This window comes from Photobacterium sp. WH24 (assembly GCF_019204055.1).
Classification (GTDB): domain Bacteria; phylum Pseudomonadota; class Gammaproteobacteria; order Enterobacterales; family Vibrionaceae; genus Photobacterium; species Photobacterium arenosum.
On the sequence record NZ_JAGSOZ010000022.1, the window covers coordinates 12,776 to 29,407 of the forward strand.

Annotated in this window: 13 protein-coding genes; 9 read left to right on the forward strand and 4 right to left on the reverse strand. The window is 51.5% G+C overall.

The features are described 5' to 3' along the window. Positions 1-173: 173 nt before the first annotated feature. From KCG43_RS19260 to KCG43_RS19275, 4 genes are read left to right on the forward strand one after another with little or no spacing between them, the layout of a single operon-like run. The gene (locus tag KCG43_RS19260; RefSeq protein ID WP_192014344.1) at positions 174-1,085 is read left to right on the forward strand and encodes a PLP-dependent cysteine synthase family protein; all 912 of its coding nucleotides are present in this window, start codon (positions 174-176) and stop codon (positions 1,083-1,085) included. Between the two features lie 10 nt (positions 1,086-1,095). Next, positions 1,096-2,379, forward strand: a complete 1,284-nt coding sequence (locus tag KCG43_RS19265) for an FAD/NAD(P)-binding protein (protein WP_218386947.1) — start codon at positions 1,096-1,098, stop codon at positions 2,377-2,379. After that, entirely contained in the window at positions 2,357-3,604 is a 1,248-nt protein-coding gene (locus KCG43_RS19270) for a propionate CoA-transferase (protein ID WP_218386949.1), read from the forward strand. The genes KCG43_RS19265 and KCG43_RS19270 overlap by 23 nt, the downstream gene beginning before the upstream one ends. After that, on the forward strand, positions 3,601-4,221 hold the full coding sequence (locus tag KCG43_RS19275) for a LysE family translocator (protein ID WP_218386952.1): 621 nt from the start codon (positions 3,601-3,603) through the stop codon (positions 4,219-4,221). The genes KCG43_RS19270 and KCG43_RS19275 overlap by 4 nt, the downstream gene beginning before the upstream one ends. Before the next feature lie 86 nt (positions 4,222-4,307). Here the strand turns inward: KCG43_RS19275 and KCG43_RS19280 are convergent, their stop codons facing one another. Beyond that, a complete protein-coding gene (locus tag KCG43_RS19280; RefSeq protein ID WP_192014336.1) occupies positions 4,308-4,970 on the reverse strand; it encodes a GIN domain-containing protein in 663 nt (220 codons plus the stop codon). Between the two features lie 234 nt (positions 4,971-5,204). Next, entirely contained in the window at positions 5,205-7,793 is a 2,589-nt protein-coding gene (locus KCG43_RS19285) for a hypothetical protein (protein ID WP_218386955.1), read from the reverse strand. 250 nt (positions 7,794-8,043) lie between these two features. On the opposite strand from KCG43_RS19285, the gene KCG43_RS19290 reads away from it, so the two are divergent. Beyond that, a complete protein-coding gene (locus tag KCG43_RS19290; protein WP_218386957.1) occupies positions 8,044-8,427 on the forward strand; it encodes an MAPEG family protein in 384 nt (127 codons plus the stop codon). Between the two features lie 61 nt (positions 8,428-8,488). Here the strand turns inward: KCG43_RS19290 and KCG43_RS19295 are convergent, their stop codons facing one another. Next, positions 8,489-9,595: an anhydro-N-acetylmuramic acid kinase gene (locus tag KCG43_RS19295; protein ID WP_218386960.1), complete on the reverse strand. Its 1,107-nt coding sequence runs from the start codon at positions 9,593-9,595 to the stop codon at positions 8,489-8,491. Between the two features lie 314 nt (positions 9,596-9,909). Between KCG43_RS19295 and doeB2 the strand changes: the two genes are divergently transcribed. From doeB2 to KCG43_RS19315, 4 genes are all read left to right on the forward strand, one after another. After that, complete coding sequence (doeB2, locus tag KCG43_RS19300; RefSeq protein ID WP_218386961.1) at positions 9,910-11,082, forward strand: N(2)-acetyl-L-2,4-diaminobutanoate deacetylase DoeB2; 1,173 nt, start codon at positions 9,910-9,912, stop codon at positions 11,080-11,082. Between the two features lie 105 nt (positions 11,083-11,187). After that, positions 11,188-12,447 carry an aspartate aminotransferase family protein gene (locus KCG43_RS19305; RefSeq protein ID WP_218386962.1) on the forward strand — a complete coding sequence of 420 codons (1,260 nt, stop codon included), beginning with the start codon at positions 11,188-11,190 and terminating at the stop codon, positions 12,445-12,447. Beyond that, a complete protein-coding gene (doeA, locus tag KCG43_RS19310) occupies positions 12,444-13,715 on the forward strand; it encodes an ectoine hydrolase (protein WP_218386963.1) in 1,272 nt (423 codons plus the stop codon). The genes KCG43_RS19305 and doeA overlap by 4 nt, the downstream gene beginning before the upstream one ends. Before the next feature lie 18 nt (positions 13,716-13,733). Further along, positions 13,734-15,098: an NAD-dependent succinate-semialdehyde dehydrogenase gene (locus tag KCG43_RS19315; RefSeq protein ID WP_218386965.1), complete on the forward strand. Its 1,365-nt coding sequence runs from the start codon at positions 13,734-13,736 to the stop codon at positions 15,096-15,098. A gap of 33 nt (positions 15,099-15,131) precedes the next feature. Here KCG43_RS19315 and KCG43_RS19320 read toward each other — a convergent pair whose 3' ends face one another. Further along, positions 15,132-16,355 (reverse strand): MFS transporter, encoded by a 1,224-nt coding sequence (locus KCG43_RS19320; protein WP_218386967.1) that lies wholly within the window; start codon positions 16,353-16,355, stop codon positions 15,132-15,134. Positions 16,356-16,632: the final 277 nt, after the last annotated feature.

Genomic DNA, 16,632 nt, shown 5'->3' on the forward strand with positions numbered 1-16,632 from the left:
ATTGATCATTTACTGAGAACTTGTGTTATTTCAGTCGGGTTAAATGCCTCTTCGCTAATTCAATACGGCCATTTTACATCTGGTTGATTATATTATAATTAAATGTTGCATGTGATTGTTTTGACGTGATTATCAATAAATTTAGGGTGTCTTTGTCTAAATAAGGAAATGAAATGAATATCTCACATCTAGTTGGTAATACGCCTATCATTAAACTTCAAAGTTTAACAAAAAATTTATATGCCGATATCTATATTAAATTGGAATTTCTGAATCCTTGGGGATCAATCAAAGATAGAGCGGCGAAATCGATGATTGATGCAGCGATTGCAGATGGTTCAATTCAGCGCAATACGACGATTGTTGAAGCGACGACGGGGAATACGGGTATCTCTTTGGCCGGGATATGTGCTTCGATGGGTCTGCCACTGATTATTGTCATGCCAGAATATGTTACCGAAGAGCGGAAAAAGCTTTTGGAGCTTCTGGGTGCTCAAATTGAGTTGACGCCTGCTGAATTGAACTATCAAGGCGCTGTGTCTCGTGCCATTGAACTCGCGAGCCAGGAAAATTATTTCCTGGTTGATCAGGGAAATAATCAGAATAACCCATTCGCACATGTTCAGACGGCAAGGGAAATCATCGATTTCTTTGATGGTACGCCTGACATTTTTATTGCCGGGGTGGGGACTGGCGGACATTGTAATGGCATCGGAAATACCCTTAAGCAGCATAATCACCAGACAAAAGTAATTGCCATTGAACCGAAAGGTGCAGCCGTTCTTAGTGGTCGGACATCTTTCTCAGAAGTCAATTCGAATCATGGTGTTTTGGGGATCGGGCCGGGAATCATCGCGAAAACGGTCGATCGGGAAGTTATTGATGAAGTCTATGTGATCGAGGGTGATGATGCGATAACGATGACTCGAAAAGTGATATGCGAGGAAGGACTATTACTGGGTATTTCATCAGGCGCGTCTATCCATTGCGCTCTAGAGCTGGCTGCCAGAAAAGAGAATGCAGGGAAAAAGATCTTAACCATTGCTGCGAGCCAAACTGAGCGATATCTGTCAACTGGAATTTGAGGTCAAGCAAATGAACTTAGGAATAATTGGCGGTGGGGCTGGGTGTATCTCTGTGCTGATGCACTTACTGGAATTACCTCATGATATTTTCACAACAGTGAAAGTATTTAGTGGTGATCACAACCAGATAGGTTATGCCTACAAAGCGTCTCCAGAAGAATTTATTTTAAATACACGGCTGGACTCTCTGAAACAGTTTAATCATGTGGTCGATATCTACGAGTGGTTATCTCATGCAGGTTATGATTATACGAAGAAAGACTTTATTCCCAGAGCGATTTATGGTCGCTATCTCAAGCAAGTCAAAGACCTAATGATCACGACACTAGAATCAAGAGGGATTGCATTTGAGTATTACCCTGAAGCCAGTGCAGTCAATGAGTATGGTGATATTGTTTGTCAGGGGATAAAGCATCAGGTTTCTGCGACGGTCGTGTCCATTGGGTTTGGCGGTGATCTCTTGAATGATGTGCTGTTTGATAAAATCAATGCTGTACCCAAAGGAGAAAAGATCGAAATATACGGTTCAGGGTTGAGTGCGATTGATATGATTCTCTTTGTGAGTGCGTATCGGCCAGACTTAACCATTGATTGTTTTTCTTTAACCGGTCGTTTCCCCAGAATCAGAAGTGATTTTACATCAGGTGGACCTTCTCTGTTTGATGGTGTTGATATTGGGAACCTAACCGTTGATAAAATATTTTCCAGGTTTTTATCAACGCTCAAAAATACGCAGGAAAGAGAGATTGTTTTGAATAATCAGGTGACATTGTCTGAAGAATTACAATATGTCTCTGAGCACACACCACTCTGGCAAGAGATGATTTATAATGCGACGTCTAAGTATGTTGATGTGTATGCGCAACTTGCGATCGACTGTAAAAAGCGTTTACATGAAAATCGGGCGAATATTATTAATACACGTGCGATGTTTCCGCATGTCAATGCCTCGAAGTTAGTGAACCTGATAGACCAGGGGCAACTTCGGATGTGTAAGAAACCTTTCGATATTTTGACTGCAGGAAAATATGCACTGATGGGCTTTAATTCCTTTGAATCCCCTGAGTTCATCTCAAATAGCAAATTGCCAAAGAGTTTTATTTCCGGAATTGAGGTCGATGCCAACTGTCGAGTGAAAGACGAGCGAAATATTTATATTCTAGGGCCAATGGTGAACGGATGTCGGTTTTTTACAGAAGCGACATCACTCACAGTAAGAGATGCTGAACTCGTTGTCAGGGAAATATATCGCTCAGAAAAAGGAAAAAACCGTGTTTATACAGGATGTAAATAGATTTAGGAATCTTCTGAAGGGTGTGAAGACAATTGATATCGCATCGTTCGGGAGTGTTATTTCTCCGGAATATTTGATTCAACTGATCAACTTCACGGCCTGGAATGGTCGTTACGCCGAGAAATATGGTTTTATTGGCGCATCATTGCCGGGGGCTGGCTGGCAGGGTGGCTTGAATACTTTGCTTCAGGGAAACAATGTTGACTGGGTAATCGGTGGGTATTTTGGTGCAACGCGCCAAATTAATTGTAGCTTAGCGCTTGAAAGAGGCGAGGTTCATAACTTGCCTCAGGGGGTTCTTGCCAAGTTAATGAGTGAACCCAATCGGCAATATTCAACGAACATTGGGATGGGGACGTTTATTGATCCATCTGTAAAAGGAAGCTGTATTAGTTCCGGCGCACCGTTTAACTTCATGCCTGTGGTCAACACAGGCAATTTTCTAACGTATACACTCCCTGAGAGCGATCTGGTCATCATGCGGGGGGCCGGCTTCACTCAAAGTGGAGATATTGTTCTTGAAACGCAGCCTATCGATTTAGATTTAGAGTCTGTGATACGATGCGCCTTATCGAATCAGACAAAGATAGCGATTCAAGTGCCGGATCGGATTGTCAATGACCCGGAGAAAGTTTGTTCGAGAGATTTGTTTGATGAAGTCTTTATTGCCCCTGATGCTTTCCATATAGTGAGTTATTTACCGGGCAGATATCATCTGAATGATGAAAATCTTTATCGGCACTGTCTGGATTCAGCTTCAATTAGTCACCAGCTCGCGCAGCGTATTACGGCCCATGAACGGCTAATTATTGGCATCGGATTACCTGTGCCGGCAGTGAATCAGGTTCATCAATATACTGACTGTCAGTTTGATGCACTCATTGAATCAGGTGTTGCGGGCGGGGTGCTCTACGACGGTGATGGATTTGGAATGAGTCGTGGTGGAAAAAAAAGATACACACAAAACGAGATCTTTCAGAAAATCTGGAATGGCGAAATTGACCACGCAGTGCTTGGTTTGGGTGAAGTTGACCGATTGGGACGAGTCAATATTGCAAAGCTGGGAGAAACATTCTTTGGCGTTGGTGGCTTTATTGATATTTCTCAGTCCATACAAAAAATAACCTTTTGTTATCGGAATAAGTTCGAAACAGACCAACTTGAGCGGGTGTGTTTTACTCCCCGACAACATCAGGATATCTGTTATATAAGGAGTCATGTGTGACAGAGTGGTTACCGTTATTAGTATCCTTTACAACGCTGCTGTTGGTTGGTGTGATGAGCCCGGGTCCGGCGTTCTTTGTGACCACCCATAGTGCGCTGACTTTTTCAAGAAAAGAAGCCTTTGCGAGCGTTTTAGGGATTGCAACTGGCAACCTCATTTTTGCATCGCTTTCCGTACTGGGATTTTCTGCATTGTCACAAAATAGCTCGCTCATGAATGTGATTCACATTTTTGGCGGATGTTACCTGTTGTACCTGGCATTTAAGTTGTCAACGGCGCAGCCTGTTCAGGCGCACGCGGTGTCGGATCAGGGAGATCAGAGCTGTGGGTTCCTGTCCGGGTGTATGGTTCAGTTATCGAATCCGAAAGCATTTTTGTTCATCAGCAGTGCCGTTTCTTTTGCTGTGCAGAAAAACCATGAACCCCATTTTTATTTTCTGGTGGCTATGGTTACTTTTCTGGTCAGTGCTGGTTGGTATGGTTTTATTTGCTCGGTGGTGAGTCTTCGGTTTTTCAGAGAAGCTTTGCGCCCCAAACTGCATTGGTTCTGTCGGTGTTCGGCGTTAGTCATTTTATATATGGCCTACAGAATGTTCCTCCAGGTATTTGCAAGCTAAAAAGTACTTCGAGATACGCGGTTTATTTTTTCAATAAAATCAGGGCAGGTCTCTCAGGATCTACCCTGAATGTTTCTGATACCCGGTTAACATGCATCAAATACAATGCTTGTGCCGTAGCTGCCGTTCACTTTTGTTTGGGTGTCTGGTGATACGGATAACCGGGTGCCGGCAGACTGCCTGCCTGAAACCGATTTGGCATGACACAGGCTGGCGCTGGCCCCCATACCGAGTTCAACCGTGGCCTGGTTAACATGCAGGGGCTGGGCGGCGTGATCGAGTGTGGCACCCATGGCCAGAGCCAGTGTCAGCGTATCTGTGCTGCCGCTCAGCACCAGTTTGCTGCCCATTTCCCCGGTGGCTGCGAAACTGTCGCTAGCGATAGCGCAGCCGTCCACGGTAGCATCAATGCCAAATCTGGCGTCAAGGCGCTGAAGGGGTTGCGAAGTGTAAATATGCACAGTCAGCGGTTCAATGTTCTCCCAATCGTCACCCGAGCGATTGCTGATCTGCAGGGTACCCTGCTGTTCAGTCACCGTCAGCTTTTCCAAGGCAGCAGCCTTACCTGTGGCTTCAAGGTAATTTTTGTCGCTGCAATGCACGCTGACCTCCAGGCCTTTTTCGACAGATAGCTTATTGAATGCACGGACAGATTCTGTGCGTGTCTGCTCGTCGGCAAAGCTGAAATTTATGATACCGGTATACAGCGCAATACCAGCCAGGGCAGCAGGAAGAATCACTTTTTTCATCGTCGGTTTCATCGAATCATCACATCCGGTTTGTGGAAAGTGAGATTATCTAATCAATAGTCGTGCCAATATGCATTAAGGTCTGTAATCCAGGCTGTATGCGGGTTGGCGCTGATTCGTTTCACAGTTCCTCAGGGTATTGATATCAATTGTTAGCCGAAAAAACTAACAGGTGGCAAATTTCGCCACCTGTTTTCTCTTATTACCGACTGTTTTTGTTATTGCCGCCACGCTTTACATCATTCGGGACACAGTAAAACGGGTTTGCTGAATGACACCATGATCCGGGTTTAGCTGCCAGTCCGGGTTTTCCATAAAGCCCAGGGCTGAGAAGCTCAGGCCATCACCATCCTGCAGTTGCCAGGTCATGACTTTATCGCTGTCGGTAAAGTGGATCACCAGTTGTCCTTTGGCATTCACTATCCAGCTGAATGCTTCTGTCAGGGGCTGATCTGGCTGGTCAGCATTCGGCACGTTATAAGTACCGTTGCCGGAGAGCAGGCCGTCTGCATTGCTTGCCGGCACACCGCTGAACGCCAGGCTGTGACCGTTATCCAGCGTCAGCAAAGCGGTACTCAGCAGATTACCGGTAAAGGCCAGAGGTGTTGCTGTCCAGGGTGTGCCGCAGCTTGCGATGGCCTGAGCATAGTCGGCCGGTGTCGCGCCGCTGTCGGTCGGGCTTTGCGTGCTGTCATTCCAGCCGGTGTCGAAGTTATCACACTGGGTCAGTAAACGGCCGGGCAGGGCACTTTGCACCAGCGAACCGGAGCCGATCGCACCTTGTTCCTCGGTAATTCCCTCTGGTGTATTGTCCTTGACCCATTGCTCATTCACCGTAAAGACTTTCCAGCCGGTTTCACCGTTGGCCTCAGCTTCTGCCAGCAGAGAGAAGGTTTGCGTCCAACTGGTGGCATTGGGGATATCACGGCCCTGAATGGTCAGCAGATTGTTATCGATTTCCCATTGATAGCTCTCTGCTTTTTCGCCTGTCAGGCGATAGCCGAAGCCCTGATTGCCGTCACTGTTGGTCAGGAAGGTGTAGCGGCTGCCCAGATCATCACCCGGTTTGCCCCACAGGAAGGACTGGCTGGCCAGATGATCAACCGTCGGGGTGAGCTCACCACCTGAGGTACTTTGTTTGCACGTCTCGACGGCAGTATCAAACTGGGCTTTGGTAGCTGCCACTGTGGGTGCGTTATCGTCGCTCATCACGGAATCACCTGTCGTACAGGGCGACAGGGTTGCGCTGCTGGCAGGGACAGTATCGCCGGACTGACGGTAATCCAGGCTGCGCATCTGCCACAGGGCTTGTGTATCTATGATGTTGTCACCGTTGCTGGCGTATTGTGAGAAGACGATAAACAGGTTCTGCTCGCTGGTTTTGTTGAGCATCGCCCAGACTTCGGCATCGCCATTGCTGTTGAACAGCTTGATCATGCCGGAGGCGAACCCGTCTTTCTCGTTGCTGCCGGTAATACTCCAGGTGTAGTTTCCGGCCGCGACGCCGTTCAGATAACGCACGGCTGTGCCATTGTCTTCAAATTCATAGGCTTCAGTGGAACCAGACTCTGACTGGCTGCCATAGCTTGTATCGGCTTCCATCACACGGTTGCGGCGCAGTGCGGACAGTGCTTTAACGTCGTTACTGCCCAGCGGCAGGTAGCCGCCACATTGCAGAATGATGTTGTGCATTTTGCTGGCGTCCAGCTCGAACGAGTTGGAAATAATGGCATCAAACTGGCAACTGAGCTTGGTGGGATCCTGCGGATCTTCATCGTACTCATCGCTGACGCCATCGTTATCATTGTCAGGATCGGCATTGTCACCGATACCATCGCCGTCGGTATCGACGGTTTCGTTTTTATCTGTCGGGAAAGCATCTTCGCTGTCGTTCACTCCATCACCGTCGGTATCGGGATTGAACGGATCCGTTTTCAGCATCTCTTCCTGCACATCGGTCAGGCCGTCATTATCGTCATCAGGATCAAGGTTATCGCCAAGACCGTCATAATCGAAATCGCCGCTTTCATTGGGATCGTTCGGGAAAGGATCCGCGGCATCGATGACACCGTCGCCGTCACTGTCGGTTTTTAAGGCTGCATCATCCACCACTATGGGGAGATTGTTGCCGTCGAGCACGACGCGGTTATGGACATCAAACACCAGGTGATGATGGGTATCCAGCTGCTTCAAGACATCACGCAAGCGGCGGAACTCAGCCAGCGGGACGGCGAGCTCGTCTTCACTGCTCACTTCCTGTTTGAGCAAGATGCCCAGCTGAACAATGGCCCGCGCTTTGACCGCAATATCGTCCAGGCCATTGGCAATGTAATCGCCCATCACCTGACTGGCTCCGATACCCAGCGACTGGGCGGTGGCAGAAATCGCCGTCGACTCGCCCAGCCCTTCATACATATAAAGATGCACAATACTGGTGAGCGGGGTGACAGTGGTATAGCCGATCGGGGCCGACATTAAAAAGCTGTGACTGACCGGTGTCCCCGGATTGTCCAGATCCACTGTCTGTCCGGCAATCGCCAGGACGAAAGAAGCGTATTGCGATGGGTTTTCCAGCCCGTTCAGAGCGATTGATGCCTGACCCGACGCGTTGGTTGTCCCCTGGCGATCGCCGGATTCAAAGCGGAAATTCTGCCCCACGTCCACCCAGGCCTGGGCACTTTGCAGATACCCGTCAATGGCGGTGATGGTGTAGGAAGGTATGGTTTTTACCGGCGCGACAGGCTGTTTGGAATCACCACCACAGCCAGCCAGCAGGCTGATACCAATCAGCCCACACGCGCACTCCCATGATTTGTTCATCATGTTCAGCCCCCAAGTCAATCGCACCGCGCTCCGCGGTTAAAAAATAAGGTGTCGCGACTCTGTATCAGCACAGAATCACTTTTTCTTGCTTTCTGACTGTTAGCTTAGTGTTGTCTAGCTTGACCTTCATCAGCGCCGGAGAAAATGGGTGTCGCGAGAATAAGAATGTGCAGGTTTCGCGAGGATGCAAAACGGTAATCATGGTGTAAGATTATGAAAGTTTTGGTAATTAACCGGGAGCGTTCAGGGTATGACAACAAGTTTTTTTGCAGCCGTGCTGGCATTGTGGCTGTGCTGGTTATCCATGCAGGTGATTAAGGCACGCAGGCGGCATCAGATTGGTTACGGCGACGGGGGAGCCGAAGCAAAAGATCTGCAACTGGCCTGTTCTGCTCAATCTAACGCGGCAAATTACATCCCAATCACCTTGATCTTGCTGTTTCTGCTCGAAGATAACGGCGGTGCGAACTGGCTGATTGCTGTGATTGGGCTGATTTTCACCGCAGGCCGGGTGATTCATGGCCGTGGCATCTTAGCCGACAGCCTGAAAGGGCGGATATTGGGTATGCAACTGACGCTTTGGCCGATTATTGCGCTGGCGGTTCTGAATCTGCTGTATTTTCTTTTTGGCTGAATCAAAGGGGGCTGCCATAGCGCGCAGCCCCCTTTTAAAAATACTCAAAGTCAACAACATATTAAGCGAAATAGAGCACACCCAGTGATGCCGGCCGGCTGGCGCCTGTCACTTCAGGTAAATTGCTCGGCAGGCCATGAATGCGGCGCTGCGCCAGCCAGGCGAAGGCCATGGCTTCCATGTAATCGCTGTCGACGCCAAAATCGCTGGTTGGTGCGACCTGCCAATCGTTTAGCAGATCTGTCAGGCGCTCCATCAGCACAGGGTTTCGCGTACCGCCGCCGCACACCAGTAGCTGGGGAGCTGGGCCGGTTTTAAAGCGCCCGACCTCGCGGGCAATGGTCACTGCGGTGAATTCACACAGGGTGCGTTGCACATCTGGCGCACTGACATTGCTACTGATCAGGTTGGCGTCCAGCCAGGGCAGATTGAACAGCTCCCGGCCGGTACTTTTGGGGGCAGGCTGCGCAAAATACGGCTCGCTGAGCAAGCGGTTCAGTAAAGCCTCGTCCACCTTGCCCTGTCTGGCCAGGTTGCCGTTGCGGTCAAACTTCTGACCTGTGTGCCGTTCGCACCAGGCATCCATCAGCATATTTCCCGGACCGGTGTCGAAACCAAGGACATTTTCGTTGGGGCGAATCACGGAAATATTGGCAATCCCACCTATGTTCAGCACGATCACGCTGGAATCGGTCGAGTGGAAAATGGTCTTGTGGAAAGCCGGGACCAGCGGCGCGCCCTGTCCGCCCAGTGCCATGTCTTTGCGGCGAAAATCCGCAACGGTATCAATACCGGTTTTCGCGGCGATGATATTGGCATCGCCAATTTGCAGCGTGAACGGTGCATCGCCTAAGGGCTGGTGGTACACAGTCTGGCCATGATTGCCGATAGCGCGGATCTGATCGGCCCGGTAACCGGACTTTTTCAGCAGGGCATTGACGGCATCGGCAAATAAATGGCCCAGCAGGTGGTCCAGCTCGCCGATTTCAACCAGGGTGGTCTGCTGCCCGATGCAGACACTGAGCAAACGCTGTTTGAGCGGATCAGGCATGGGATAATCATCATGGGCCAGCAATTGAATGCGGTCGCCGTCTATAGACACTAATGCCGTGTCTACGCCGTCCATGCTGGTGCCTGACATGACGCCGATATACAACTCCTGAGTCATTCCTGTTCTCCCGCTCTTTGGTCGATCACTGTTCAGTGAAATCTTGCTATGGCGCATAGTGTCCCAGACTGGCGATAAACACGATATCAAAAATCGTTTCCTGTACCGTATTGAATGACAGATTGTGAATAGGCTTACAACTCTGTGCGGTGAAAATCAGGCCGTCTGTACAGGGAATAACCGTGTGAAGCCTGTGTGTAGTCCAGAATCATCAACATTGAGAAACCGGGCCATCCTGACTAGGCTTGCTGGTAAGTGCCGAAATAATAAATAAAATTTGTTTTGGTCTTTTCAGTATTCAAGCAGGAATCTTTATGTCCGACTTCTGGCAAAAGAATCTGTCGATGGCAAAAACCTTTCGGCAGGATTTACACCGCCATCCTGAGCTGGGATGGCAGGAACATCATACGGCCGCTGCCATTCGTGATCGTCTGACCGCAATGGGTATCGACTGGCGACCTTGCGCACAAACGGGCACGCTGGCGCATATTGCGTCTGGCAATCCTGGCGGTCGCCACATTGCCCTGCGGGGCGATATCGATGCTTTACCGATTGATGAAGACAGCGGCCGCACCTGGTCATCACAGCAGCAGGGCTGTATGCATGCCTGTGGTCACGATGGCCATACGGCGGCCCTGATGGCAACAGTCGCCTGGCTGAAACAGCATGAAGAGACGTTGCCTGGCCCCGTTACTTTTCTGTTTCAGCCTGCGGAAGAAGGCGGGCACGGTGCTCGGGAAATGATTGCAGACGGGGCGCTGGAAGGGGTGGATGAAATTTACGGCTGGCACAATTGGCCGGCGATCCCGTTCGGTAAGATGATTTGCCCGGATCAGCTGGTGATGTGCGGTAATGCTACTTTTTCCATTACAGTAAAAGGGCGCGGCGGCCATGCCAGCCAGCCGGAACTCTGCGCCGATCCTGTGCTGGCGGCGTCGGCAATTACCCTCAATTTGCAGCAGATTATCAGTCGCCGCTTACCGCCTCAGCATGCCGCCGTTGTCAGTGTGACCTCAATAGAGGCCGCCAGTGGCCTGACGGTGATCCCACAGCAGGCGGTGCTGAGTGGCAGTATCCGGGTACCTGACGACCAGACTAAAACCCGAATCAATCAGCTGATCGAAGAGATCAGCCATCACACTGCCATGAGTTATGGCGTGGCCTGCGAGGTGGCGATCCAGCCGCGTTACAGTGCCACGATCAATCATGCCAGACAGGCCGAAAAAGCCCGTACGGCCTGGCTGGCAGATCAGGATCAGCAGCTTGATCATGCCATTTCACTGCCTGTGATGGCCTCGGAAGATTTCAGCTATTACCTGCAGCAGGTGCCCGGTGCCTTTGCCCTGATCGGGGCCGACGATGGCGAGCCTGTCCATCAGTATCCCTGCCACAGCCCACACTACGATTTTAATGACCGACTGCTCGAAAAAGTCGTTCGCTGGTATGCAAGGCTTGCGGGGGCGCCATTACCGAACTACACAGGGTAGAGAGGGTAAAAAAAATCAAAGGGCTGTTGAAGGCTGGCTGAGCGAATCAGCACAGCGCAACAGCCCTGTTCACACCAGAGATTTTAAAGCACAAGGAGATGTACGATGAGCATTTTTGAACAGCGCGAATCCGAAATCCGGGCTTACTGCCGGGTCTACCCAGTCGTGTTTGATACGGCTTTCAATGCCAGGCAGACAGATGAGCAGGGTAAAGAGTACATCGACTTTTTTGCGGGTGCAGGGGTGTTGAACTTTGGACATAACAACGAACGTATGAAACAGGCGGTGATCGAATATCTCCAGCGTAATGGCGTGACACACAGTCTGGATATGCATACCAGCGCGAAACGCCGGTTCATGGAACGGTTCCATCACGTCATTCTTGAGCCGCGCAACATGCCCCACAAAATGCAGTTTATGGGGCCAACCGGCACCAATGCCGTCGAGGCGGCGCTGAAACTGGCGCGACGGGTCACAGGACGTCATGAGATCGTCGCTTTTCATCGTGGTTTTCATGGCATGACCTTAGGTGCACTGGCCTGTACGGCGAATCAGTACTTCCGGGGCGCGGCAGGTGTGCCGCTGACTCATGTGTCACATACCGCTTTCGGTGCACAAGGCAAAGCGGCAGAGCAAGCCCTGCAGGCGCTGGAATTGCTGGAAGACAGCTATCAGGACGGTTCAAGCGGCGTCATGCCACCGGCGGCGTTTATGGTCGAAGTGGTGCAGGCCGAAGGGGGCGTGAACATTGCCGATAAAGCCTGGCTGCAGCGGCTGGCATCGCTGGCGAAATCGGTCGGTGCATTGCTGATTGTGGACGATATTCAGGCCGGAATGGGGCGAACCGGCTCGTTTTTCAGTTTCGATGATTACGGCATCGACCCTGATATCGTTTGTCTGGCAAAAGGGTTGGGCGGTATGGGCACCCCGATTGCGATGAATCTGGTGAAACCCGAGCTGGATAAACACTGGTCGCCGGGTGAACACACAGGCACCTTCCGCGGGCAGTGTTTGTCTTTTGTGGCGGGCTGCGAAGCGCTGAGTTATTTCGAAGACAGTCACCTGATGGAAGAGGTGCAGCAAAAAGGCGAGATGATGCACGCGGCACTGGCGCCGCTGGCGGATCTGGCTGGGGTGGAAGTGCGCGGCAAAGGCATGTTGTATGGCGTGGATGTGGGTCTTGGCGAGCTGGCGAAAACCATTGTCGGGCGCTGTTTCGAAGCAGGGCTGCTGGTCTCAGCCTGCGGCAGCGGCGGCCGGGTGATTAAGCTGATCCCGCCACTGACAACGCCGGAAGCCGACTTGCAGTCAGGGCTGGCCATTCTGGTGGAAGTGACGCAGAACGTGCTCCGGGAGGCGGTATGAAAAAACGCGACGATATGACGTTTCCTTTTGAGGAATATGAGCGACGTCTGGGCGAGTTGCGGCAACGTATTGCTCATCGCCGCCTGGATGCGGTGGTGATCACCGATCCGGAAAACATCATGTACCTGACCGATTACCAGACAACCGGCTATTCCTTTTTTCAGGCGCTGGTTGTGCCGCTGGAAGATGAGCCCTTCATGATTACCCGGGCGATGGAAGAGTCGAACATTTTTGCCCGGACCTGGATTGAACGGACCCGGCCCTATCCCGATACCGGAGATGCGATTCAGATGCTGGTGGATGCGTTGCGGGAATTCGGACTGTCGCGAAAACGTATCGGCTACGAAAGAAACAGCTACTTCTTTCCGGCCTATCAGCAGGACACTATTCACACCACACTGACGGAAGCAAAACTGCTGGACTGCTTCGGCATCGTCGAGCAGGGGCGTATCTGCAAATCGCCGGTTGAAATCGAGTTGATGCGCAGAGCGGCGATTGCCACCGAAGCCGGTATGAAAGCCGGCATTGCGGCCTGTCAGGCTGGAGTAACAGAAAACGAAATCGGAGCGGCAATCAGCTCGGCGATGTTTAAAGCAGGCGGGGAGCCCCCTGCTGTGATGCCGTATGTGACATCCGGGCCCAGAACCATGATAGGTCATGCAACCTGGGAAGGACGGGTAGTGCAACCGGGCGAGCACGTGTTTCTTGAAGTGGCAGGCTGCTATCGTCGCTATCACACCGCTATGATGCGCACTGTGATTTTAGGTGAACTGACCGATTCCATGTACAAAGCGCAGGAAACCATGAAGCTGGCGCTGCAATCGCTGCATTCGTATATCCAGCCCGGTATGACGGTGTCGGATGCGGATAACCTGATCCGCAATATCATTTCACACAATGATGTGGGGGCCAGATTGATCACCCGCTCCGGCTATTCTATCGGTATCGCTTTTCCGCCCAGCTGGGACGAGGGTTATATTGTCAGCCTGAAACAGGGGGAGTCGACTGTGCTGCAAGAAGGTATGACGTTCCACATCATTCCCTGGATGTGGGGAGTGGATGGCGATAAGACCTGTGGTATTTCCGATACCATAGTTATCACCGCAGATGGCTGTGAATCTTTTTTCACTCTGCCGAAAGACTTCACTGTGTTGCCCGATCAGGGCAAACCGGCCAAGCCTGAAACCGCCACTTCCAGCGTGTCGTCTGACAAAGCGACATCCATAGATAAAGCCCGTAAAGGCAAACAGCAACAGGCTAACGGATAGCCGTTTAAGGGGGGAGATATGTCTTTAAAAGCGATCAATCCGGCCAATGGCACACTGATTGAGCAATACCCGACGCTGAATGCCGATGCGCTGGCCAGCCAGATTAAAGCGGCGAGAGCAGCGCAGCCTGACTGGCAGCGCTTAACCTTTGCCGCGCGCGGCGAAGTATTACGCCGCGTTGCAGAACAGTTGAGGGAACATAAAACCCGCTTGGGCGAACTGATGACACTGGAAATGGGTAAGCCGGTGAAGGAAGCCGGTCCTGAGGTGGAAAAAGCGGCCTGGTGTGCGGAGCATTATGCCGAGCATGCTGAATCCTATCTGGCAGATCAAAGCCTGCCGTCTGATGCCAGCCACAGTTATGTCTGCTATCAGCCTTTAGGTACTGTGTTAGGAATTTTGCCCTGGAATGCACCGCTGTGGCTGGCCTTCCGGTTTCTGGCACCGGCGCTGATGGCCGGAAACACCTGCGTGATGAAGCACGATCCGCATGTACCAGGTTGTGCCCGCGCGATCGCAGAAATGTTTGCACTGGCGGGGGCGCCCGCCAATATCATGGTCAACCTGCCGGTTGGCAATGAACTTGCCGAGCAGGCGATCCGCCATCCCGGCATTGCGGCGGTTTCGTTTACCGGTTCAGACCGCGCAGGTGCGAACGTTGCCGCGACTGCAGCCAGTGAGATCAAACCGGCAGTGCTGGAGCTGGGCGGCTCCGATCCTCTGGTGGTACTGGCTGATGCTGATCTGGAAACGGCCGCTGATGTCGCGACACTGTCACGCATTATCAACGCCGGTCAGTCTTGTATTGCGGCCAAACGGATTATTGTTGAAGCGCCTGTGTATGACATTTTCACCCAGCTGGTGGAAAGACGGCTGACGCTGCTGAGAGTCGGCGATCCCTCTTCGCCAGACACGGATATCGGGCCGCTTGCCCGTGATGATCTGCGCCAGAACCTGCATCGTCAGGTGCAGGCAACAATAGACGCAGGTGCACGGTGCCTGATGGGCGGCCAGCCAGAACCGGGGATGGGTTATTTCTATCCGGTGACCTTGTTGGCGGACGTGACACCAGAGATGTGCGCGTTTCGGGAAGAAACCTTTGGCCCAGTGATGGTGCTGGTAAAAGCGGATGATGCGGAACATGCTCTGCGGCTGGCTAACGATACCGCGTACGGACTGGGGGCCGGGGTCTGGACGGCAAATCCGGTACAGGCTCAGCGTTTTATTCGCGAATTACAGGCGGGTCAGATTGCCGTGAACGGTATTGTGAAAACAGATCCCCGCCTGCCGAGCGGCGGCATTAAACGCTCGGGTTACGGGCGGGAGCTGGGACCGCAAGGCATTCACGAGTTTGTGAATGCCAAGCAGGTTTGGGTGAAATAACGGGTATTGAAAGCGTACTGCCGGTACAAGCTGCTATGACTGAGTCGCTTGTACCGGATCGCTGTTTTGCTGTTGTAAGCGGGCAGAGCAGCGGTATAAATAGCCTGCCAGAACCAGCACACAGGCGGTGGACAGGAACAGCGCCGGGCCGCCGTATAACGACAAGATAATACCGCCAGCTAATGGCGATAAACTCACGCCGATCGATGCCAGATTTCCCGCCCCGAAGTAAGCCCCTCGCAGATGATCCGGTGCCGCTCTGTCAATCAGCAGATTAAAGGTCGGGAACAGAATCACTTCGCCCAGACTCAGTACAAAGGTGGCCAGCAGCCAGTACCACTCAGGGGCATCAAGCGGGAAGCTGGCGTACAGCACAAAGGCGCTGGCAAACAGGGCAACGCCCAGATATACACGGCGATACAGCGACCAGCTACTGAGCAGTTTCAGCAGTGGAAATTGCAGTAACACGATCACACTGGCATTGACAAAAATCATACTGGTGTAAAGTGCTATGACTTTATCGCCCAAACCATTCAGATACTGCACCAGCGAAGTTTCCTGATGCAGATAAGCGTACATCACCAGGGTGTTGGCCAGAATCAGCACCATGAATGCCTTGTCTCGCGCTAATACTTTCAGTGTCTGGCTGAAGTTCTGCTCGTTTTTGGGCGGTTGCGGTGTGTTACGGATCTGCCAGAAAGCCAGAATAAAACACACGCTGTAGATCAAGTAAGCCAGCGCGACCAGATAAAAAGAGGACTGTTCGCCGGTAAAGCCAAGCTGTAAGCCCATTAGCGGCCCGAAAGCCGCACCCAGATTGATGCAGTAATAGCGGACCTGGTGCGCCATTTCCCTGACGGGAATTTCAGGCAGTAAGTCCGAAATCATCGCCCGTGCCGGCGGTTCCAGCATAGCCCGGCTGATGCCTGCCATCAGCGCCCCGGCAGCATATAGCCAGCTTTGATCTGCCTCGGCCAGAATAATAAATGTCGCGACATGGGCCAGACAGCTGATGATCAGTAAATTTTTCCTGCCAAGCTTATCAGACAGATAGCCCACATACAGAGCGACAACGGCGCCGCCGAGTGCCGCCAGACTCATTATGGTGCCAATTTCAATTTCAGACAGGCCAAATTTCCGGTGCAGCATCACGGCCATATAGGGCCAGACCATAAAAAAGGAGGCGCGGGTCAGCAGAGTGCCGATTAATACGGCCCAGATAGGTGCCGAAAAACGGCGTACGTGAGACAACTCCATGTCGTTGATTTTCCTTTGAACTATCAAGCCGTTCATAGTGTCATAGCCCCTGATTTTTGTCTGTAATTTTTCTATTCAGGCAGCAAATTATTCTATTGTTCGATTTATTCGAATTAGTTACTCAATTTCAACCGGTGTTGTTTGGCTTTGACTGCCACTACACTTGCTTTCAATCGAGGAAGACAGAGCTAAGGCCAGTGCATGAGCAGTCAGCACAGCTTCTGTCACTTTTAACGATGACAGCTTTGAATATCTATTATTGTTCAACTTTTTTGAG

Excerpts from the sequence above, each read along its gene's own strand:
- KCG43_RS19260 (WP_192014344.1), top strand. The coding sequence starts at position 174 with ATGAATATCTCACATCTAGTTGGTAATACGCCTATCATTAAACTTCAA.
- KCG43_RS19265 (WP_218386947.1), top strand. The coding sequence starts at position 1,096 with ATGAACTTAGGAATAATTGGCGGTGGGGCTGGGTGTATCTCTGTGCTG.
- KCG43_RS19280 (WP_192014336.1), bottom strand. The coding sequence starts at position 4,970 with ATGAAAAAAGTGATTCTTCCTGCTGCCCTGGCTGGTATTGCGCTGTAT.
- KCG43_RS19285 (WP_218386955.1), bottom strand. The coding sequence starts at position 7,793 with ATGATGAACAAATCATGGGAGTGCGCGTGTGGGCTGATTGGTATCAGC.
- KCG43_RS19290 (WP_218386957.1), top strand. The coding sequence starts at position 8,044 with ATGACAACAAGTTTTTTTGCAGCCGTGCTGGCATTGTGGCTGTGCTGG.
- KCG43_RS19295 (WP_218386960.1), bottom strand. The coding sequence starts at position 9,595 with ATGACTCAGGAGTTGTATATCGGCGTCATGTCAGGCACCAGCATGGAC.
- doeB2 (WP_218386961.1), top strand. The coding sequence starts at position 9,910 with ATGTCCGACTTCTGGCAAAAGAATCTGTCGATGGCAAAAACCTTTCGG.
- KCG43_RS19305 (WP_218386962.1), top strand. The coding sequence starts at position 11,188 with ATGAGCATTTTTGAACAGCGCGAATCCGAAATCCGGGCTTACTGCCGG.
- doeA (WP_218386963.1), top strand. The coding sequence starts at position 12,444 with ATGAAAAAACGCGACGATATGACGTTTCCTTTTGAGGAATATGAGCGA.
- KCG43_RS19315 (WP_218386965.1), top strand. The coding sequence starts at position 13,734 with ATGTCTTTAAAAGCGATCAATCCGGCCAATGGCACACTGATTGAGCAA.
- KCG43_RS19320 (WP_218386967.1), bottom strand. The coding sequence starts at position 16,355 with ATGGAGTTGTCTCACGTACGCCGTTTTTCGGCACCTATCTGGGCCGTA.